The sequence below is a fragment of the Acinetobacter sp. ANC 4648 genome, assembly GCF_002135345.1.
Lineage (GTDB): Bacteria > Pseudomonadota > Gammaproteobacteria > Pseudomonadales > Moraxellaceae > Acinetobacter.
In genome coordinates, this window is record NZ_NEGI01000004.1 from 279,767 (window position 1) to 301,269 (window position 21,503).

At 38.1% G+C, this 21,503-nt stretch carries 17 protein-coding genes; 12 read left to right on the plus strand and 5 right to left on the minus strand.

Annotated elements, in window-relative coordinates; genetic code table 11:
- Positions 1–51: 51 nt before the first annotated feature.
- The 5 genes from B9T27_RS09220 to dapC all read left to right on the plus strand — a co-directional run bounded on the left by B9T27_RS09220 (position 52) and on the right by dapC (position 6,467).
- Positions 52–819 carry an AzlC family ABC transporter permease gene (locus tag B9T27_RS09220; protein ID WP_086206530.1) on the plus strand — a complete coding sequence of 256 codons (768 nt, stop codon included), beginning with the start codon at positions 52–54 and terminating at the stop codon, positions 817–819.
- On the plus strand, positions 809–1,156 hold the full coding sequence (gene ygaH, locus B9T27_RS09225) for an L-valine transporter subunit YgaH (protein WP_086206531.1): 348 nt from the start codon (positions 809–811) through the stop codon (positions 1,154–1,156). Before B9T27_RS09220 ends, ygaH begins: the two co-directional genes overlap by 11 nt.
- Before the next feature lie 203 nt (positions 1,157–1,359).
- Entirely contained in the window at positions 1,360–2,577 is a 1,218-nt protein-coding gene (gene purT, locus B9T27_RS09230; protein WP_086206532.1) for a formate-dependent phosphoribosylglycinamide formyltransferase, read from the plus strand.
- Between the two features lie 25 nt (positions 2,578–2,602).
- On the plus strand, positions 2,603–5,269 hold the full coding sequence (glnD, locus tag B9T27_RS09235; RefSeq protein ID WP_086206533.1) for a [protein-PII] uridylyltransferase: 2,667 nt from the start codon (positions 2,603–2,605) through the stop codon (positions 5,267–5,269).
- Between the two features lie 28 nt (positions 5,270–5,297).
- On the plus strand, positions 5,298–6,467 hold the full coding sequence (dapC, locus tag B9T27_RS09240; RefSeq protein ID WP_086206534.1) for a succinyldiaminopimelate transaminase: 1,170 nt from the start codon (positions 5,298–5,300) through the stop codon (positions 6,465–6,467).
- A gap of 50 nt (positions 6,468–6,517) precedes the next feature.
- Here the strand turns inward: dapC and B9T27_RS09245 are convergent, their stop codons facing one another.
- The 4 genes from B9T27_RS09245 to msrB all read right to left on the minus strand — a co-directional run bounded on the left by B9T27_RS09245 (position 6,518) and on the right by msrB (position 8,986).
- Positions 6,518–7,135 carry a LysE family translocator gene (locus B9T27_RS09245; RefSeq protein ID WP_086206535.1) on the minus strand — a complete coding sequence of 206 codons (618 nt, stop codon included), beginning with the start codon at positions 7,133–7,135 and terminating at the stop codon, positions 6,518–6,520.
- Between the two features lie 82 nt (positions 7,136–7,217).
- Positions 7,218–8,054 carry an AraC family transcriptional regulator gene (locus B9T27_RS09250; RefSeq protein ID WP_086206536.1) on the minus strand — a complete coding sequence of 279 codons (837 nt, stop codon included), beginning with the start codon at positions 8,052–8,054 and terminating at the stop codon, positions 7,218–7,220.
- A 30-nt stretch (positions 8,055–8,084) separates the two neighbouring features.
- Positions 8,085–8,570 carry a glutathione peroxidase gene (locus B9T27_RS09255; protein ID WP_086206537.1) on the minus strand — a complete coding sequence of 162 codons (486 nt, stop codon included), beginning with the start codon at positions 8,568–8,570 and terminating at the stop codon, positions 8,085–8,087.
- Positions 8,567–8,986 (minus strand): peptide-methionine (R)-S-oxide reductase MsrB, encoded by a 420-nt coding sequence (gene msrB / locus B9T27_RS09260; protein WP_086206538.1) that lies wholly within the window; start codon positions 8,984–8,986, stop codon positions 8,567–8,569. Before msrB ends, B9T27_RS09255 begins: the two co-directional genes overlap by 4 nt.
- Before the next feature lie 152 nt (positions 8,987–9,138).
- On the opposite strand from msrB, the gene B9T27_RS09265 reads away from it, so the two are divergent.
- Complete coding sequence (locus tag B9T27_RS09265; protein WP_086206539.1) at positions 9,139–10,374, plus strand: pyridoxal phosphate-dependent aminotransferase; 1,236 nt, start codon at positions 9,139–9,141, stop codon at positions 10,372–10,374.
- Between the two features lie 230 nt (positions 10,375–10,604).
- Positions 10,605–11,663, plus strand: coding sequence for a type II asparaginase (locus B9T27_RS09270; protein WP_086206540.1), 1,059 nt, complete (start codon positions 10,605–10,607; stop codon positions 11,661–11,663).
- A gap of 63 nt (positions 11,664–11,726) precedes the next feature.
- Here B9T27_RS09270 and B9T27_RS09275 read toward each other — a convergent pair whose 3' ends face one another.
- Positions 11,727–12,611 carry a tetratricopeptide repeat protein gene (locus B9T27_RS09275; protein ID WP_086206541.1) on the minus strand — a complete coding sequence of 295 codons (885 nt, stop codon included), beginning with the start codon at positions 12,609–12,611 and terminating at the stop codon, positions 11,727–11,729.
- Between the two features lie 181 nt (positions 12,612–12,792).
- Between B9T27_RS09275 and dnaE the strand changes: the two genes are divergently transcribed.
- The 5 genes from dnaE (at position 12,793) to B9T27_RS09300 (ending at position 21,161) form a co-directional block, all read left to right on the plus strand.
- On the plus strand, positions 12,793–16,359 hold the full coding sequence (dnaE, locus tag B9T27_RS09280) for a DNA polymerase III subunit alpha (RefSeq protein ID WP_086206542.1): 3,567 nt from the start codon (positions 12,793–12,795) through the stop codon (positions 16,357–16,359).
- 14 nt (positions 16,360–16,373) lie between these two features.
- On the plus strand, positions 16,374–17,210 hold the full coding sequence (locus B9T27_RS09285) for an RNA methyltransferase (protein WP_086206543.1): 837 nt from the start codon (positions 16,374–16,376) through the stop codon (positions 17,208–17,210).
- Entirely contained in the window at positions 17,210–18,028 is an 819-nt protein-coding gene (cysE, locus tag B9T27_RS09290) for a serine O-acetyltransferase (protein WP_086206544.1), read from the plus strand. Before B9T27_RS09285 ends, cysE begins: the two co-directional genes overlap by 1 nt.
- Before the next feature lie 114 nt (positions 18,029–18,142).
- The gene (locus B9T27_RS09295) at positions 18,143–19,072 is read left to right on the plus strand and encodes an ABUW_2363 family tetratricopeptide repeat lipoprotein (protein WP_086206545.1); all 930 of its coding nucleotides are present in this window, start codon (positions 18,143–18,145) and stop codon (positions 19,070–19,072) included.
- 130 nt (positions 19,073–19,202) lie between these two features.
- Positions 19,203–21,161, plus strand: a complete 1,959-nt coding sequence (locus B9T27_RS09300; protein ID WP_416224395.1) for an esterase/lipase family protein — start codon at positions 19,203–19,205, stop codon at positions 21,159–21,161.
- Positions 21,162–21,503: the final 342 nt, after the last annotated feature.

The window sequence follows — 21,503 nt, forward strand, 5'->3', positions numbered from 1 at the left end:
TACAATACTCAACTTCAATTTACCTTTTGATTTACTCTTTTAAGGTGTGTCGTGTCTGAGCACAAATATCCTCCAATCAAACCTGCTGGTTTTTGGCAAGGCGCTAAAGATAGTCAAGCCATTATCTTTACTTATTTACCGGTTTCTTTTGCCTTTGGCGTGTCTGCAACACAATTTGGTTTCAGTGCATGGGAAGCATTATTTCTTTCATGCTCGATGTATGCTGGTGCCAGTCAATTTTTAGTAGTTGCCCTTTTAGGCAGTGGTACATCCATTTGGATGACTGCTTTAACTGTAATAGCACTAGATATTCGTCATGTCCTGTACGGCCCTGCTTTGCAAAATTTAATTCAAGATCGTTTAAACTTAAAAAAAACTGCAATTTGGTCTTGGGGCTTAACTGATGAAGTTTTTGCCAGCGGTATGATTAAACTTTCACAACGTCGTGAAGAATGGTCTGAATCTTGGATGTTGGGACTAAGTTTATTCAGTTGGCTGTCTTGGGCACTGGGTTCACTATTGGGTGGTTTATTTGCAGACCAAGTCAGCAACCTGCCACATTTTTTACAAGCAGCTTTAGACTTTTTACTACCTGCATTATTTTTAAGTTTTTTACTGGCCGCATTTGAAAAGAAACATACATTGGTCGTTGCAGTATCTTTAATTATTTCCGGATTGGCTTGTTATTTTATTAATTTATCCGCCGCAATCTTTATCGGCATTCTCTCTGGCATCGGTGCTGGACTGTTTAAATACTATATTTTGAAACAGCATGATGACTTAAAACCAGAAAGTTCGGGAGCACCACATGAATCTTGAAGTTATATTGGTTGGTATTGTGGTAGGTATCGCCAATTTTGCATCTCGTTTTGGCCCGTTATTTTTCATTCAAAAACGGCATCAAAATAGCCCAAAACGTGGCTCTGTCTGGTTAAAAATTGCCTTAAGTAGTATTGGTATTGCTGCAATCAGCTCTATGTTAATAGTTGCGACACTCCCCCCCCTAATTGAAACGCCCAATAAAAGCTTTGCCATGTTGGTTGGTTTTATGGTTTTGATCACCTTATATTTTAAATTTAAAAAACTTGTACTGGCAACATTAACCGCGGCTTTGGCTTATGGATTGGTATACACCTATTTCCCTATGCATTTTTAAATGCATAGCCAATGCAAAGTACTTAAAATCTAGACAATAAATTATAATTCAATAAGATAACTTAAATAAAGTATAAAAGTTAGCTGACTCAAAGCTTCCAAGTATTACAACTCTTGTCCAACAAAAATTATTATTTTATGCAAATCAAGGCTTAACACTGGTGTCAGTTCTGCTATGCTTAAAAGCCAAAAACATAAGCATGGATGGTTCACATGAGCGTCACTCTTGGCACCCCACTTCAATCTTCTGCTTTCAAAGTCCTGTTACTTGGTTCAGGGGAACTTGGCAAAGAAGTGGTCATTTCACTACAAAGATTAGGTGTGGAAGTACATGCCGCTGACCGTTATGACCATGCCCCTGCAATGCAAGTGGCACATTTTTCCTACACGTTAAATATGGCTGATCCAATCGAACTTAAAGCCCTTATCGAAAAAATCCAACCCAATTTAATTGTTCCTGAAATTGAGGCAATTGCAACTGAAGTCTTAATTGAAATTGAAAAAAATAACATAGCAACTGTTATTCCTTCGGCAAAGGCAGTGAGCTTAACCATGCACCGCGAAGGTATTCGTCGACTTGCTGCCGAAGAATTAGGATTACCAACATCTGCATATCGCTTTGCCAATACCTTAGAAAGCTTCCGCGCAGCATGTGATGATATTGGTTATCCAAATTTTGTAAAACCAGTGATGTCATCTTCGGGTAAAGGTCAATCACGAGTTAAAGAATTTTCAGAAGTAGATACTGCTTGGGAATATGCACAAACAGGCGGCCGTGTGAACCAAGGTACGGTGATTGTCGAATCACAAATTGATTTCGATTTTGAAATTACACTTCTTACTGTACGTGCTAAAAATGCTGAGACAGGTGAAATTGAAACTCATTTCTGTGATGCCATTGGGCACCGTCAAGATTCAGGTGACTATGTCGAAAGCTGGCAACCTCAAGCAATGACTACTGAGGCATTAAAAGAAGCAAAACGTATTGCCAATAAAGTCACTGTAGCTTTAGGCGGCTGTGGTATTTTCGGGGTCGAACTATTTGTCAAAGGCGACAAAGTATGGTTTAGTGAAGTTTCACCACGTCCACATGATACTGGTTTAGTCACTTTAGCATCGCAATTTCAAAGTGAGTTTGAACTCCATGCACGTGCCATTTTAGGCTTACCTGTCAATACTGCTCGACATAGCATTGCAGCTAGCGCGGTGATCTATGCAGGCGTTGATGCTACGAATCTGTCATATTCTGGCTTAAATCTTGCACTAGAAAATCCAAATACCGACTTACGTCTTTTTGGTAAACCTAAAGGCTTTAAACGTCGTCGTATGGGTGTTGCTACGGCCCGTGCTGAAAATACTGATTTAGCACGCCAATTAGCACTAGAAACAGCTTCAAAAGTTACGGTCAATCAAACTCAATAGTTTAAAGTTGCGGACAATAGAATTCATGATCAATACAACGCCTCTGCTCTCTTACGTTTCAAGTAATCATGATATCCAAGCGATTAATCAATGGCGCACAGATATTGAAAAGCAGCTTCAGGAAAGTTTTGATTTAGGGCATCCGATTCGTGAAATTGTCCGCACACGTTCAGACGCAATTGATGAAGCCTTAATTTTTTTGTGGGATCATGCTGAATTAAATCAAACTAATCTGAGTCTGTTCGCGGTTGGTGGTTATGGCCGTCGTGAAATGTTGCCCTATTCTGATGTCGACATCATGATTTTATCAGAAGAAGAATTGACGCAAGAGCAAGAAAAAATTGTATCTTCGTTCATTTCTTCACTCTGGGATGTTGGTAATTTCAAACCTGGAATTAGTGTCCGAACTATCCGTAGTTGTTTTGAGCAAGCCACAAGTGACTTAACTGTTGCCACTGCATTAATTGAAGCGCGGATTATTACTGGCAACCAACATCTAGCGAAATGGCCACGTCGAGTTGTTTCACAAACGTGGACGGATAAAACCTTCTTCGATGCAAAAATGGATGAACAAGCCCGTCGTTATGCTCAACATAATCATACTGAAAGTAATTTAGAGCCTGATATTAAAAATGCACCTGGTGGTATTCGAGATATCAACCAAATTGGTTGGATTGCTAAACGGCATTTCCGTGTCAACCGAATCTATGATTTAGTACACTTAGGCTTTATTTCTGAGTTTGAACTAGGCGTACTCGAAGAAGCTGAAAATTTTCTTTGGGAAATTCGTCATCACTTACATCGTTTAACCAAACGCGATGAAAACCGATTATTATTTGATTATCAACGTGAAATAGCCGCAAAATTTGGCTACACACGTGAAGATGATCATCATCCTAATTATCCGATTGAACAATTCATGAAGCGTTATTATCGTACAGCTCAACAGGTTTCAACCCTGAATGAGATGCTACTCGCTTATTTTAATGAATCAGTTATTACCCCACGTTTACCCAATTACGAACGTAAAATTGAAAGTATTAATGAAAACTTTAAATTGGTAGATGGCAAGCTTGCGGTTCAACATCACAAAATATTTGCAGAAAGACCCAGCGCCATTTTAGAAATATTTTATTTATTGGCCAATCGTCCTGAAATTGAAGGCATTCGTGCCCGTACACTACGCTTACTCATTCTTGCTGCAAAACGCATTGATGGCAATTACCGTAACAATCCTGTTCATCAAGCCTTGTTTATGTCAATTATTCGCTCCCCTTATCGTCTATACGAGACCTTGGTGGCGATGAAGCGTTATGGTGTATTGGGCAATTATATTCCTGCATTTGGACAAATTTTGGGGCTCATGCAATATGACTTATTCCATATTTATACCGTAGATGCGCATACCCTGTTGCTGATCCGAAATTTAACCCGTTTTAAAGAACCCGAATTTGCGAAAGATTATCCTGTTGTTAGCTCAGTTTTCCAACGTTTAGTTCGTCGTGACATTGTTCTACTGGCTGCATTATTTCATGACATTGCTAAAGGTCGTGGTGGTGATCACAGCGAATTAGGTGCGGCAGATGCAATTGAATTCTGTCGAGCACATGGCTTTACTGAACGCGAATGTAATCTTGTCGCTTGGCTCATTCAAAATCACTTATTCATGTCGATGACGGCTCAAAAAAAAGATATTTCTGATCCAGATATCGTCAAAGGTTTTGCTGAAAAACTGGGAGACATGGAGCATCTTGATTACCTGTATACCTTAACGGTCGCAGATATCAATGCTACCAATCCAAAGCTTTGGAATACTTGGCGCGCATCTCTGATGCGCCAACTCTATACGCATGCTCGAGATGTCATCCGCTCAGGTTTAGATCGTCCAGTCGACTATCAAATGTTGATTGAAGACACTAAATTTATGGCCAGTGAAAATTTAGTCAATGATTTTTCTTTGGATGATGTCGAAAAAGTGTGGCAAGAGTTGGGCGATGAATATTTTATTAAAGAATCAGCAGATGAAATTGTGTGGCATACCCGCGCTATTTTACAACATGGTGACAATTCTGCACCTTTAGTTCTCATGCGAGCGCACCGTAAAGCTGCACAAGATGCCGTACAGATTTTCATTTATACTCAAGATCAGCCCAATTTATTTGCCACCACAGTGGCTGTACTAGATAAAATGAATTTGGATGTCCAAGATGCACGCATTATTACTGCAACCAAGGCATTTAGTTTAGATACCTATGTAGTTTTAGATCGTTTTGGAACATTACTTACGGATTCAGATCGTAAACTCACAGTGAAAGAAGCATTAGTCAAAGCTTTAAGCCACTCCGATATTTATCCAGGCCTAATGCAGCGCCGTATTCCACGCCAATTACGACATTTTGAAATTGAAAATACGGTGGATGTCACCTTAAACGAAGCTTTGCAACAAAATATGATTGAAATTTCAACCCTAGATCAACCTGGTTTACTTGCAAAAATCGGTGGCATATTTATGATGCAAGGTTTAGACATTCACTCTGCTAGAATTGCGACACTGGGTGAAAAAGCAGAGGATATCTTCTTTGTCACCAAAACGGATGGTCAACCATTAAATGAGCAAGAGGCACAGATATTTGCTGAGCAGTTAAAATCAGCACTTGATGAAGCTTCTAATCAGGTTTTCAGTCAACATTAATCTTGTTTTTTAATTTGGTAATTGTTTCATGAACTCAAGTTTGTCCCTATTACATCCTTATCCATTTGAAAAGTTAACTCAGCTTTTTAAGGATGTGCAACCTGCAGCCTTACCTTTGATTCCACTTTCGATTGGTGAACCAAAGCATCCTGCCCCAGAGTTTGTGAAGCAAGCCATTATTGATAATTTTCAACATCTTTCAACCTATCCAAACAGTAAAGGCATTGTTGAATTACGCCAAAGTATTGCAAATTGGTTGACTCGCCGTTTTAAGCTTAACTCGATCAGTGCTGAAGATCAGGTTATTCCAGTCACAGGTACTCGTGAAGGTATTTTCTCATTTGTACAAGCCTTGATTAATCGTGATGAAGCACCTTATGTGGTGATGCCCAACCCCTTCTATCAAATTTATGAAGGTGCAACGCTTTTAGCTGGTGCCAAACCCTATTTCATTAACTGTACCGAAGAAAATCACTATCTGGGTGATTTTGATGCAGTTCCAGCAGAAGTCTGGGAAAAAACCGCATTATTATTTGTTTGTACTCCAGGTAATCCAACTGGTGCCGTCCTATCTAAAGAACAATTTAAAAAGTTAATTGCACTTTCAGATCAATATAATTTTGTGATTGCATCAGATGAATGCTATTCCGAACTTTGGTTTGATCAAGCACCTACAGGTCTTTTAGAAGTCTGTGCTGAAATGGGCCGTGATGACTATAAAAATTGCATTGTTTTCCATTCACTCTCTAAACGCTCAAATTTACCGGGGATGCGTTCAGGCTTTGTTGCAGGCGATGCCAATTTACTCAAACCATATTTAAAATTCCGCACCTATCACGGCGCAGCAATGCCAGTACAACACCAATTAGCTTCAATTGCTGCATGGGATGATGAAACCCATGTTGAAGAAAACCGTAAACTCTATCGTGCAAAATTTGATTTATTTCAGAATGAATTAGGTACCTTGCTACCGTTACAAAAACCAGATGCAGGTTTCTACTATTGGTTAAAGGTAGATCATGATGAAAACTTTGCCAAGATGTTAATGGAAAAAGCCCATATCAAAGTGCTACCAGGGCGTTATCTATCACGTGAAACCGAGCAAGGTAATCCAGGTGAAAATCATGTACGTATGGCATTGGTTGCAGATATTTCACAATGTGAACAAGTCATTCAACGCTTAAAAAATATTTTATAAATTTTAACAGTGCAAAGCCTTTAATTAGGCTTTGCATGATTTCAATCTAATTAAGCTAAAATCAATATCATTGAGAAAAAAAGAAAACAGCCACTCGAAATATAATAAAGCCACTGCGATTTAGCCTTTAACCAATCGATCCATTTTTTATGACTAATTAATTTTAATACAAAAAAATTCCAAATAAGGACAACACTAATCATCCAAGTACTCAATAATATTTTTTGAATCGCATTAAAATCCTGATCTATCAAAAGAATTAAACTACTATAGAACATCATATTTTTAGGATTGAGTAAACTTGATTGCAAACCTAATCTTATATTTTTAATGACCAATTGAGGTTGATGAATATTCTGAGTAGGCTTGATATCAAATTCAATGGGCGTTTTAGCATAAATGAAACAGATATATGCCAAATAAATTAAATAAATTGCACCACCGATTTGAATATATTTGATGATATCAACATTAATTTTTCCCAATAAAAATAAGCCACTCAATATAGCAATCAGGATCAGTGCATTTCCCAGTGCAATTCCGACACACACCCAATGCGCAGATTTTTTACTTTTACGTAAAAGCGTGGTAATAATTAGAAAAAAATCAGGCCCCGGTGAAAGTAAAGCCATAAAATGAGTCAATGCGATAATAAAAAACAGTTCCATATCTATCTTCAAAAAATTTTAGATAGTTTAAGAATTGTAGAACATATACTCTTGTATAAAATTGCGCACTCGTTTTAAGTCATTAATTTCGTTGGTATTGTTTTGGAGTTACGCCAGCATGGGCTTTAAAGACTCGATTAAAATGGCTCTGATCTGTAAATCCTAAGTCATGTGCAACTTTAATAATTTGTTCCCCATTTTTTAATAACTCACGTGCTTGATTAACCTTCTTATTCAGTTGGTAAGCATGTGGGGTTAAACCAAAATTATTTTTAAATAACCGAATTATGGCGTAGCGACTAATACCCATTTCACTGGATAAATCTTCTAGAGAAATACATTCATTTTCAACATTCAAATAGTTAATCAATTCATTTAAATGCTTTTGATAATACTGAGGTAAATCAAGGTCTTTCCATATAAAACTGGGCAATAAAATATCGGTCAACACCTCTATTAGGTGTTGCTCTTTAGCTAAAATAGAAACTTTAGAATTAAACAAATACAGATTCAATTGAGAGAAGGCCTGATATATATGAGCCGTTTTGATGATCTGCGGTTTTAACTGAGGAAAATGACCAGACTGAACCGATCGACTAGAATCCATGCATAATTCTTCAAGTAATTTTTCTACCCAATTTGCATTCAAGTGCATCATTTGATAGCTCCAAGCTTGATAAGGCAACGGATTACATGAATGTTCAATATGAGCGGGTATGACGACCAAAGAACCTGATTCAATTATTTGCTCTGGACTAAAACGACTCGAAAAACAGCTTTGACCTAGATCTACAGCACCAATTGAAAAGGTTGAATGACTATGCGCTTTATAACAGATACGACTTTGACATGCCCTACGTGTTTCCACATAAGGCATGTCAGGATGACTCCAAAACTCGACTGTTGGTTCTAAACTCATGATGAACTCAAAAATCGCGTTTTAAAGTATTCATTCTTCAGCCAAAGCTTTTTCAATATCAGCTTCTAAATCTTCAGGTTTCGTTGTCGGTGCATAACGATTAATGACTTCACCTTTTTTATTAATTAAAAATTTAGTGAAATTCCACTTAATACCGTTGCCTAGAATCCCTTTACTATTATTGGTTAAATAACGAAAAATAACATGGGCTTCAGGTCCTTTTACATCAACCTTAGCAAACATTGGAAATGAAACGCCATAATTTCTTTGGCAGTATTCTCCAATCTGTTCATTTGAACCAGGGTCTTGCCCACCAAATTGATTACACGGAAAACCCAGTACTTCAAAGCCTTGGTCTTTATATTTTTCGTATAATTTTTCTAGTCCTGCAAATTGCGGAGTAAATCCACATTTACTGGCTGTATTTACAATCAATAAAACTTTGCCCTGATAATCAGACAATGCTTTATTTTCCCCTTCTAACAATTCAGCATCAAATTGATAAATACTTGTCATGGATAGGTTTCCTCATCACTTTTTTCTTGTGTTTTTAATTCTAATGAAGCTGAATTTATGCAATAACGCAATCCAGTCGGTTGTGGGCCATCTTCAAATACATGACCCAAATGTGCATCGCAATGATGACACACAATTTCTGTTCTTGCCATTCCATGTGAACCATCGACAGATTCATCTACAGCACTGCTATTGACAGGTTTATAAAAGCTCGGCCAGCCACTCCCACTGTCATATTTTGTATCAGAAGAGAATAATTCAGCACCACAACAGCGACAAACATAAACTCCATGTTGCTTAGTGTTCCAATATTTTCCGGTGAAAGCTGGCTCCGTCCCCTTTTGTCGAGTAATTTTAAATTCCTCAGGTGATAACTCTCTTTGCCATTCTCGGTCTGTTTTATTGAGTTTTCCCATCATTAACTCCTTTAAATCTTTGACATTCAATGTCATGCTTCAGTAGTTCCATATTTACGCTAGAGCTTGGAAAATTTCTAGCTAAATTTCAACATAGATTGTGCTATTTCAGTAATCTATTTTTTATAAACTCAAAATAATTGGATGGGATTATGTCCGTTTTAGGTAACACTTCTCCACGCGAAATCAAAAAATCGTCAAAGCTCGAGCATGTTTGCTACGATATTCGTGGACCAGTGTTACGAGCCGCCAACGAAATGGAAGAAGCTGGACATAAAATTATTAAACTGAATATTGGCAACCCTGCACCATTTGGTTTTGAAGCACCTCAGGAAATTATTAATGATGTCGCTTTAAATCTTCCAAATGCTGTTGGTTATACTGATTCTAAAGGTATTTTTCCTGCGCGCAAAGCCATTTGCCAGTACTACCAACAAAAAGGGATCTTGGATATGCACGTTAATGACGTGTATATCGGCAATGGCGTATCTGAACTAATTGTAATGGCAATGCAAGGTCTGTTGGATGATGGCGATGAAATGTTAGTCCCAATGCCAGATTATCCATTATGGACGGCTGCGGTCAACCTTTCAGGTGGTACGGCTATTCATTATAAGTGTGATGAAGAAAACTTTTGGTATCCTGACATTGCAGATATGGAAAGCAAAATTACAGCCAATACTCGCGGTATTGTAATTATTAATCCAAACAATCCAACTGGCTCAGTTTACCCACGCCATATTTTAGAACAAATTGTAGCGCTGGCAAAAAAATATGATCTAATTTTGTTTGCTGATGAAATTTATGACAAAGTGATTTATGACGGAATTGAACATGTTGCAGTTGCAGCTTTAGCCGGCGATCAGCTCTGCATTTCTTTTAATGGTTTATCCAAGGCTTATCGTATTGCTGGTTATCGTTCAGGTTGGATGGCCATTACAGGTAATAAATCACGTGCAGCAGATTACATTGAAGGCTTAGATATGCTTGCCTCAATGCGCTTATGTGCTAATCATCAAGCGCAATATGCGATTCAAACGGCGCTCGGTGGTTATCAATCTATTAATGATTTGATCCGTCCAGGTGGTCGTTTATATGAACAACGTAATATTGCATGGGAAATGTTAAACAATATTCCAGGTGTGAGCTGTGTAAAACCTGAAGGTGCAATGTACTGTTTCCCTCGTCTTGATCCAGAAATGTATCCGATTGAAGATGATGAAAAATTCATGCTTGATTTCTTAAAGGCAGAAAAAGTTCTACTGGTACAAGGAACTGGCTTTAACTGGCCAACTCCTGATCATTTCCGTGTCGTATTCCTACCAGCTGAAAATGAATTACGTGAAGCGATGACACGCTTAAGTCGTTTCTTGGCAAAAATGCGTTAAATTTACTTTTAATAACTTTAAAAAAAGAGCTTAAATTTTAGCTCTTTTTTATTTCCTAGATTCCTAAGAACAAGCTATCTATTTTCCCTACTATAAATTTACTTGATAGTTTCTAAAATAGCATTTTAATAAAACTATATCTTTCCAATTCTTTTTTATATTAATTTAAGCACTGCATAAAACTTACGGTTTTAATACATCAATAAGCTCAACATAATAAAGGATATTTTATGAAAAAAACGGTTACCGCTCTCACCCTCACTTTGGGGATGCTTCTTCCTTTATCTACTTTTGCCAAAAATAACATAGTAGTGGTTGCCACTGGAGGCACAATTGCTGGAGCAGGTGCTAGTTCAACCAATAGTGCAACCTATACCGCAGCTAAAGTTCCTGTAGATGCATTACTTAATGCAGTACCACAAATTCAGAACCTTGCAAATGTCACAGGCGTACAAGCCATGCAAGTGGCTTCCGAAAGTATTACAGATAAAGAGTTACTGTCCCTTGCTCGTCAAATCAATGATTTACTCAAGAAACCAGATGTAAATGGTGTAGTCATTACACATGGTACAGATACCCTAGAAGAAACAGCATTCTTTTTAAATTTAGTCATTCACTCAGACAAACCTATTGTTGTGGTTGGTTCTATGCGCCCATCTACAGCGTTATCTGCGGATGGCCCATTAAATTTATACAGTGCCGTAGCGCTCGCTGCAGATGATAGTGCCAAAGGCAAAGGCGTATTTGTTTTAATGAATGATGATATTTTCTCTGCACGAGATGTCACCAAAACCATTAACATCCATACCAATGCATTTAGCAGCCAATGGGGTGCCCTAGGTTCACTGGTCGAAGGGAAAGCCTATTGGTTTAGAAATACCAGCAAACGCCACAATACAAACTCAGAATTCAATATTGAGAAAATTCAAGGTGATCGTCTTCCTATAGTCCAAATCGTTTATGGATCAGGCAATATGCTGCCTGATGCTTATACCGCATATGCTAAAGCAGGTGCGAAAGCGATTATTCATGCGGGGACTGGCAATGGATCGGTTGCTAATTATATTGTGCCAACTTTGAATCAATTACAGCAGCAAGGAGTACAAATCATTCGCTCTTCACGAGTACCGCAAGGTTTTGTCCTCCGCAATGCGGAACAACCAGATGATAAATATGGTTGGGTCGTTGCCCATGATTTAAACCCACAAAAAGCTAAACTTCTAGCTGCACTTGCTTTGACCCAAACTAAAGATGCAAAAGAGATACAACGTATATTTTGGGATTATTAATTCAGTGACATAAATAAAAAAGCGCCACTACTGGCGTTTTTTCTATTTTCACAAGATTCTACACTATGAAGCAGCATCACTAGATTCAAAGGCTTTTTGATATTCTTTGGCTTTACGAATATCCTTTTTCAAACCAAAACCACCCGTTTCATAGAGATTTGCTAAATATTGCAAAGAGTTTAGATCCCCTAGCTCATACGCCATTTCATAGTACTTGGCAGCCATTTGGTAATTTTGCTTCACGCCTTCGCCATTTTCATACAAAATTCCAATATTCGATGTTGCTAAATCATGACCTTGATCTGCGGCTAATGTATATAAACGTAGTGCTTCACCAAAATTTTGATTTACACCTGTACCTGCTTGATAGAGCACTCCAAGGTTATTTTGCGCATCTGCATTACCCTGCGCAATTGCGAGTTGATAGTACTTAATCGCTTTATTTAAATCTTGAGTGACATTCACACCACTTTCATAATTATAGCCTAGATGGTATTGCGCTTCTGCCAAACCAGCATTTGCCGCTTTACTGATCCATTCAATTGATTTTTTAGGATTAGCTGCGATGCCATCTTCACCATCTTCTAATTTAAAACCGTAATTATATTGTGAAAGTAAATGCCCCTTTTCTGCAGCTTTTAAATACCACTTCATCGCTTCCATATTATTTTTATCGACAAACTCACCGAGATCATACATATAACCCAATGCATAAATAGCGTCTAAATTCCCTTTTTCAGCTGATTTTTTATACCAGTTAAATGCATTTTCATAATTCTGTTCAGTATTATATCCCTGATAATAAGCTTCAGCTAAATCATATTGAGCTTGAGCATCACCTTTTTGGGCTTGTACTACCAAACTTTGGCTGTATTCAACTTCTGCATAAATAGCGCTAGAAAATGAACTTGCAAAGACCAAGGATAAAATCAAGTTTTTAATTTTCATAAATTTCCAAGTATTTCATATTAAAAATTATTCTAAAGTGAACATATTATAAACATATAGGCTATAAAGAGAAGTTTTAAACCTTCAACTTCTAACCAGATAAAGCTGTTTTTTACGTTTCAACAGCACGTTTCCTGCTGAGCATGTTAAAATATCGGCTTGCTTAGCGAAGGATTCATTTATGCAGTTTGTACATCTTGGTATTCATACCGAATTTTCGATCACAGAGTCGATTGTACGGATACCTGATCTCATTAAAGCTGCTGCATCTGATGAAATGCCTGCACTGGCCATCACTGATCTTTCAAATTTACATGCTGCAGTAAAATTCTATAAAAAATGCTTAGATAAAGGCATAAAACCAATTTTTGGTAGTGTACTTCGTCTAAATGATGCTGAACATAAAGTCACAGTATTGGCCATGACCAATATTGGTTGGCGTGGACTGACTGAAATTGTTTCGCGTGGTTTCATTGAAGGTCAACAACTGAGCATTCCATGTATTCAAAAAGACTGGATATTAGAACAATCACAAGATTTAATGGTTCTTTTAGGATTACATAGTGATGTGGGCAAAATGCTTTGCTCATCTTATCCTGAAAAAGCTGAACCTTTATTAGAAGAATGGATTGCAAAATTTGGCAATCGTATCTATCTGGCTTTAAGCCGAACCAATCGCCCACAAGAAGAAATTTTTATTCAGGAAGCCATTAAGCTTGCTGCAAAATATAATATCGGTGTCGTGGCACATAATGATGTGCATTTTGTTCGAACAGAAGATTTTGAAGCACATGAAGCCCGTGTTTGTATTGCGGATGGCTATGTTCTTGGCGATGATCGTCGTCCAAAAAACTACACCACAGAACAATATTTCAAAACTGCGGAACAAATGGTTGAACTGTTTGCTGATATTCCCAGTGCTATTGAAAATACCATTCAAATTGCTAAACGTTGTACTGTGTCATTACGTCTCGGTTTCAATGACCTGCCCGACTATCCTGTTCCAGAAGGTCATACCATTGATACCTTTTTTGCGCATGTCTCTCAAGAAGGCTTAGAAGAACGTTTAAACTTCCTTTATCCAGTTGAAAAACGTGATGAAGATTGGTCTGAAATTCGCAAAGTTTATGATGAACGTCTTGCTTATGAGATTGGTACTATCCTCGATATGGGGTTTCCGGGCTACTTTCTTATCGTGATGGACTTCATTCAATGGTCTAAAAGTAATGGGGTCCCTGTTGGCCCAGGACGTGGTTCGGGTGCTGGATCATTAGTGGCTTATAGTTTAAAAATTACCGATCTTGACCCACTACGTTACGACCTCCTGTTCGAACGCTTCTTGAATCCAGAACGTGTCTCTATGCCCGACTTTGACATCGATTTTTGCATTGCAGGCCGCGATAAAGTCATTGATTATGTGGCTCGACATTATGGACGTGATGCAGTTTCTCAGATTGCTACTTTCGGAACCATGGCAGCCAAAGGTGCTATTCGTGACGTTGCCCGTGTCTTGGGTAAATCCTATGGTTTAGCTGACCGTATTTCTAAAATGATTCCTACCAAACCCTTAGGTGTAGACCTCATGGGTGCGATTGAAATCGAACCACAACTTAAGGATATCGTCACCAATCCATCCAACCCTGATCATGATGATGCTGCTGAAATTTGGGAAATGGCACTCAAACTCGAAGGCATTACCCGAAATACAGGTAAACATGCTGGTGGTGTAGTAATTGCACCGACCAAAATTACCGATTATTCTGCTGTAATGTGTGACGCCGATGGCAGCAATCGTGTGGCACAATTTGATAAAGATGATGTCGAATCAGCTGGCTTAGTCAAATTCGACTTTTTGGGGCTACGTAACTTAACCGTTATCGAGGATGCCGTTCAAAACATTAATAAACGGATACCATCTGAGACTCCATTGGATATCGCACAGATTATTTTAGACGATCCAAAAGCCTATCATATTTTTGCTGAAGCCAATACCACAGCGGTATTCCAGTTTGAATCCGTCGGCATGAAAAAAATGCTGAAAGAAGCACGTCCGAGTAAATTCGAAGAAATTATTGCCTTTGTATCATTATATCGTCCAGGTCCAATGGATCTTATTCCAGACTTTATTCACCGTATGCATGGCGGTGATTTTGAATACTTACATCCCTTACTTGAAGGTGTCCTTGAACCCACTTATGGCATCATGGTCTATCAGGAACAGGTCATGCAGGCAGCACAGTATTGTGCAGGCTATACACTGGGTGGCGCAGACATGCTACGCCGCGCCATGGGTAAGAAAAAACCAGAAGAAATGGTTAAGCAGCGTCAAATCTTTATTGAGGGTGCTGCAAAAAAAGAGATTGATGAAGCAACAGCAAACCATATCTTCGATTATATGGAAAAATTTGCAGGCTATGGTTTTAACAAATCACATGCCGCAGCTTACGCACTGGTTGCCTACCAAACTGCATGGTTAAAAGCCTATTATCCAGCTGAATTTCTTTCTGCAGTGCTATCTTCAGAAATGCAAAATACTGATAACGTCGTATTTTTAATTGATGATTGCCGTACCAATGGTCTAGAGGTTTTGCCACCCTCCGTAAATATGTCTTTATATCAATTCCATGCCAGTGACGAAAACACCATTGTCTACGGTTTAGGTGCAATTAAAGGTGTTGGTGAACAAGCCATGCAATCGGTGATTGATTCACGCGAGCAAGCTGGCCCGTTTAAAGATCTTTTTGATTTCTGCCATCGTGTTGATTTGAAAAAAATTAATAAACGTACGCTGGAAGCCCTAATTCGCTCAGGCGCTTTCGATTGCCTTGGGATTGACCGTGCAGGTTTAATGTTACAATTACCAGAGGCTGTGCAAGCTGCAGATCAAGCTCGCTCAAATCGTGAAACGGGTATCATGGATTTATTTGGTGAAGTTGAGGAGGTTCAACGCAAGCCCTCTAAACCAATTAAACCATGGGCAGATGAAGTCCGCCTCAAAGGTGAAAAAGACACACTCGGCTTATATCTCACTGGCCATCCTATTGATGTTTATCGTGCTGAATTAAAATCATTTGTTCCAGTCCGAATTAATGAACTCACCCCAACTCGTCGTGGTATCACCACCGTTTTTGCAGGCTTAGTTGTTGATATTGCCAACTTCCCGAATCGCATGATGGTGACCTTAGACGACGGTACGGCACGCATTGAAGTAAGCTGTAACCACGAGCGCTTCCAACGCTATAAAGACGTGGTGAAAATTGATCAGGTAGTAGTCATTGAAGGTGAAATTTACGAACGTGAAGGCTTTGATCGTCCAATGGGTCGACTAACAAAAGCATTTACGTTGAATGAAATTCGCCAAAAACGTGCCAACAATATTACCATCAGTTTGAAAAGTGAAATCATCAGTAGAACCTTGGCATCTGATATTCAAAAAATTATACTTCCATATTGTAATCTTGATATGTGCCAGCATATTCCAATGCAAATCCAACTCGATTATGCATATGCAACAGCTGAACTTCATTTTGGACAACAATGGAAAGTTGTACCCCTAGATGAACTCCTCGCCAAATTACGTGATTATTTTGGTAAAGAATCTATACATATTGAATATCAAGTTAAATCTAAAGCGGCTAAAACAGTAAATCATGCTCAACCCACTCAAGTACTTGCACCTCCCCCAAGTGACATGAGTATGGATGATGCTATGGATCTTTATAATACTGAAGCCAGTCAATTCTCATAAGTTCTGGAAATATTATGGATATTCTTGACAATGCAGCGGTAGCTCAGCATTTAAGTCATGTGCGTATTGTCATGGTCAATACCACGCTGCCTGCCAATATTGGCAGTGCATTACGTGCCATGAAAACAATGGGTCTGATTAAATTGGTTTTAGTTGCGCCTAAAACTTATCCGCATCCCGATATTGATGCTCTTGCTGCAGGTGCAACGGATTTAATTGAGCAAATTGAAATTGTAGAAACACTTGAAGATGCCATTAAAGACTGTCATTTGGTCTTTGGTACCAGTGCACGCAGTCGTACGATTCCTTGGCCATTATTAGATGCGCGACCTGCTGCACAAAAATCTATGCATGCTGTTATGCATAATCAACAAGAAGTCGCAATTGTATTTGGACGTGAAGATCGTGGCCTCACCAATGAAGAATTAGCCCTTGCTAATTATCATGTCACCATTCCTGTCAATACCGACTATGGCGTGTTGAATGTCGCTCAAGCCATTCAAGTGATTTGCTACGAAATGCGTATGGCTACCTTGGAACTGATTGATAAAACCGCCGATACTAAGGCCACCATGTCGGTGACAGCTTCTGAAGATATGCACTGGGATGAACCCTTAGTAACGCATGAGCAAATGGAACAGTTCTACCCACATATTGAAAAAATGTTGGCAGAAATTGAATTTCTTGATCCTAAAAATCCTAGATTATTACCATTACGCTTGCGTCGTTTATTCGGACGTATACAATTAGATAAAATGGAATATCATTTACTTCGTGGCATTTTTAGCCGCGTACAAGCCTTAAACAATGGTACATGGAAAAAAACAAATGCAGATGAGGATCATAAATAATGCTCAAACAGCTTAAAGAAGATATCCAGGCTGTATTCGCGCGCGATCCTGCCGCACGTAATACTTTTGAAGTTCTGACCACATATCCTGGCATACATGCATTAATTATGCATCGTGTTGCGCATGAATTGTGGAGCAAAGACTGTAAAACTTCGGCACGCCTATTATCTTCTTTCAGCCGTTTTACCACAGGTATTGAAATTCATCCTGGTGCAAAAATTGGTAAACGTTTTTTTATTGATCATGGTATGGGTGTCGTCATTGGGGAAACTGCTGAAATTGGTGACGATGTCACTTTATATCACGGCGTTACTTTAGGTGGTACAACTTGGAATAAAGGTAAACGCCATCCAACACTTGAAGATGGTGTTGTGGTCGGTGCTGGTGCTAAAATTTTAGGGCCATTTACCGTGGGTAAAAATGCAAAAGTCGGTTCAAACGCGGTTGTGACCAAAGCTGTTCCTGAAGGTGTTACCGCTGTAGGTAATCCTGCTCGCTTTATTTCTAATGATAAAAATAAAGCGGCTGAAAATGAACAAGAATCACGTCGTCGTGATTATGCTGAAAGCATTGGTTTCCAACCTTATGCCGCGACACAAGAACAAGCAGATCCAATACTTGACGGTATGCGTGTTTTACTTGACCGTATACAAACCAATGAAAAACGTATGAATAATCTATGTCAGCGTTTAGCCCTGCTTGATCCAACCTTTAAAAACCAACTACAAACCGAACAACCCTTTAGTGCTGAAGAACTTAAAATTATTGAAGACGTTAGGCGTGAATGTGAGGCGCAAAGCACTCAATCTAAAGCTTAATGTAATGTATAGTTTTTAATATTGTTCTGCATTTCAAGTTGCATGTTCCAAATTCTTTTCTTAGACTGAGGAATATGCACATTTTTAATTTTTACAAATCATCGGAAGAAATATATGACGATTAAGCCATTGGCCTATGCAGTTATTGCAGCCTCTTTGCTCACTGCATGTAGTACTACATCAATAAAATCAAATAAATCAGCAACGTCTAATAATGATCCTATCGTTTACACTGAACCAGACTTATCACCTCCATTTTATGCATTAAATCCATTTAATTATAATCAACCACCTGTATTTGAATTGGAGCTTAAAAAAGCTGCTGCTGCACCAGTCACTAAATTAGAAGTGACTGACCCAAACAATCCAGGTCAAAAAATAATTTTAGATACCAATAAACTCATTATTCCAACGATCAATAGTAACAACCGCACTATGAAGTACGCAGTACTTGCTGGTGAAAATGAAATTGATATCACCAGTATTGACGACTTCCTACAAATGGTCGAAGGTAAAGCACGTCATTACCCACCACAATTTACAGATCGTCAAGAACGTAAAGGCTTGGAAAGTAAATTAAAAGAAGTTTCAGCACAGCTCGATAGCCTTGCAGCCAAAGAGAATGCATCTTTTGATATTTTAATTCGTGCATTTAAAGCCAGCATTTTAGGTCGTAACTTAGATTTAGGTTCCGCTTACACAACAAAATCTCTCACTTATGCTCAACGTATTCTCAAGATCAATAAAGATGATCCTGAAGCAAACCTTTGGTTTGGTTTCTCTTTATCTGAAGGTGGTGGTCAAAAAGAAGCTGTCCCATATTTAGATAAAGCCATTAAAGCGGGTGTACAAGAAGCTTATTTGTCATCTACCAACAACTTTATTGGTATGGAGCAGAAAAAAAATGCTATCCAGACTTTAAATAATTATAAAATTAAATATCCTGAAGAAGCTGAAGTTGCTGATCGTCTCATTAAGGAAATTCAAACGCAAAATCGCTACAATGTCTGGCAAGTCATGAAGAATCCAGCTTTATCTAAATAAATATTTTCTAAAATAGACTGAATTTTCAGTCTATTTTTTTGTTCAAATATCGTATGATTTCCTATAGGTTTTCACTCTGATGATAATTATGCAGTACACAAAGAATAATATTCTGCTTGTATTGATAACCATGAGCACTTTTTCGCTCAGTAGCTGTCAAGTTGTAAGTGTTAAAAATCAAAAAGTTAATGTAAGCATTGCCAATGAACGTGACAGCATCCTGACTCGCTCAAAAATGAGTGAAGCCAGTTTAAATGTCTTGTCGATGACTGGTCGTGAAGCAAAAACTTGTGCTGAAAATCCTGACACATGTGTACAGGATCTCATTGCAATTCCTCAAATTCAAGATGAACAACTGCTGTCTACAGCCAGTGAACTCTATTTAACCAAAGCGATTGCGCTTAGTTCTTCATCTAATTGTAAAGTGAGTATCTTTGATAAACATCAATCCGAAGAAAAACAAAAAGCACAACAAGTCACTCATAATGATTGTTTAGACCAGCAACTTAATATGTTAGATAAAAGCATTCGCTATAGCTATGCTTATCTATTTAAGACAGAACGCCATCCGCAAGACCGTATTTTTAATAATCGGCAAGTACAAATTCGCGATTTTTATAACCAAGCACTCGCCAAACTGATCAGCAGCTACAGCTTAAGACACAAAGATCAAAAAATCGCTCAACAAATTAATATTGGAAAAAGTATTTATACGATTGATTATCAAGACTATCCAAAACTTAAAAATACTGAGTTTGAAAATCTCCTCTCCAGTTATAACCTCAATTTTTCAGGGTTACGTTCTATTAACCGCCGCGATGGTTTTGGTGCAGAATTTGTCGCGATTCTGCCTGAGTCAAAAGCACCTGAAGAAGATAAATATATAATCGATCCAGTACATTATCATTATAAAAATGGAATAAATCCGAATATACATCCACCACGATATTTATCGGTCAGTATTACGGCTCAACCTTCTTCTTCAACTTCAGTCCAAGATATTATTAACAACCCTCATTTTAAAATTAAAGTATATGACCCTTATAGTGTCGACAAAATTAAAATGGCTGGAAATGAATATCCCTTGGCTGCTAATTTTTCAGCCCCTTATGGTTTATGGCTTGCACAAAATAATTTAGGCATTGCAGCCTATTTAAGTTTAATAGACCGTGATCAACGTCTTACCATGCCGCATTTATACATGCTAGAACCATACAATCCAAATAAAAAAGTCATCGTATTGGTGCACGGACTGGCCAGTAGCCCTGAAGCATGGATTAGACTAACCAATGACATTATGGGTGATCATGTTTTACGTGAAAATTATCAAGTTTGGCAAGTCTTCTATTCGACCAACATGCCCATCTTAGAAAGCCGTTATCAAATTAATGCCATCATTAACCAAGGGTTTAAATCGATAGATCAAAAATCAGCCTCAGCCAAAGATGCCGTACTAATTGGGCATAGTATGGGGGGAATTATCTCTCGTCTTTTGGTTAGTGATGCCAACTTGACTCAACCTGCATTAAATATGCTTAATAATCGAAAATTTAATCAATTTAAAAATGATGATATATTTAAAGCTCGTTTAACCGTCAATTCGATTCCTAATTTTGATCGTGCCATTTTTATCTCTGCACCTCATCGAGGAACGGCATTTGCTGATCGCTGGTTTACCCTTGCCGCGCGTCGAGTGATCAAACTTCCTGGGGCATTTTTAGGTGCTTTGGCTGATTCTATTGATGAGCGTGATTTAAATGCAAAAAACTTCCTCAAAGAGGTTGGACATGGTCTGATTCAGAATGGCCCCAGTGATTTAAGTCACAACTCTAAATTTACTCACTTGACAGAAAATGTCATGCCGAAAAAAGGTATGGTTTATCACTCAATTATGGGGAATATCACCAATAGTAATGATCCTAATATCATGACCGATGGGATTGTTCCTTATAAAAGTTCGCATTTAGATGGTGCTGCATCTGAAAAAATTATTAAAGGTGGACATTCGATTCAAGAAACGCCAGAAGCCGTCTTAGAATTAAGACGAATTTTAAGGTTACACCTCTCTCAGCTAGGTTTATATAAATAGTCTATTCAAGCCTCGATAATTGAATCGAGGTTTTTATTACTTCGATTCATTATTTAATGGTCTTTATTACTGTAATGATTTTTTTCAAATACAATATTCATTAAAATCATCGAATTAGCGCTATTCTTCTTGTTTTATATGGGCTTTATTGCTCGTAGATTTAAAAGATAACGTTACCTAAGTAACTCAAATTTCAGCAACAATCTAAAGTTGGAGTCTGCCTAATTCAGTGAGTTTATTTAGAGCTACTCTATGTAGCATCGATCTAATGGATCTGTTTTAAAAATTCCTTACTCTAAACTTATCACTTAATAATTGAATACAATGCATCTGGGTTTCTAC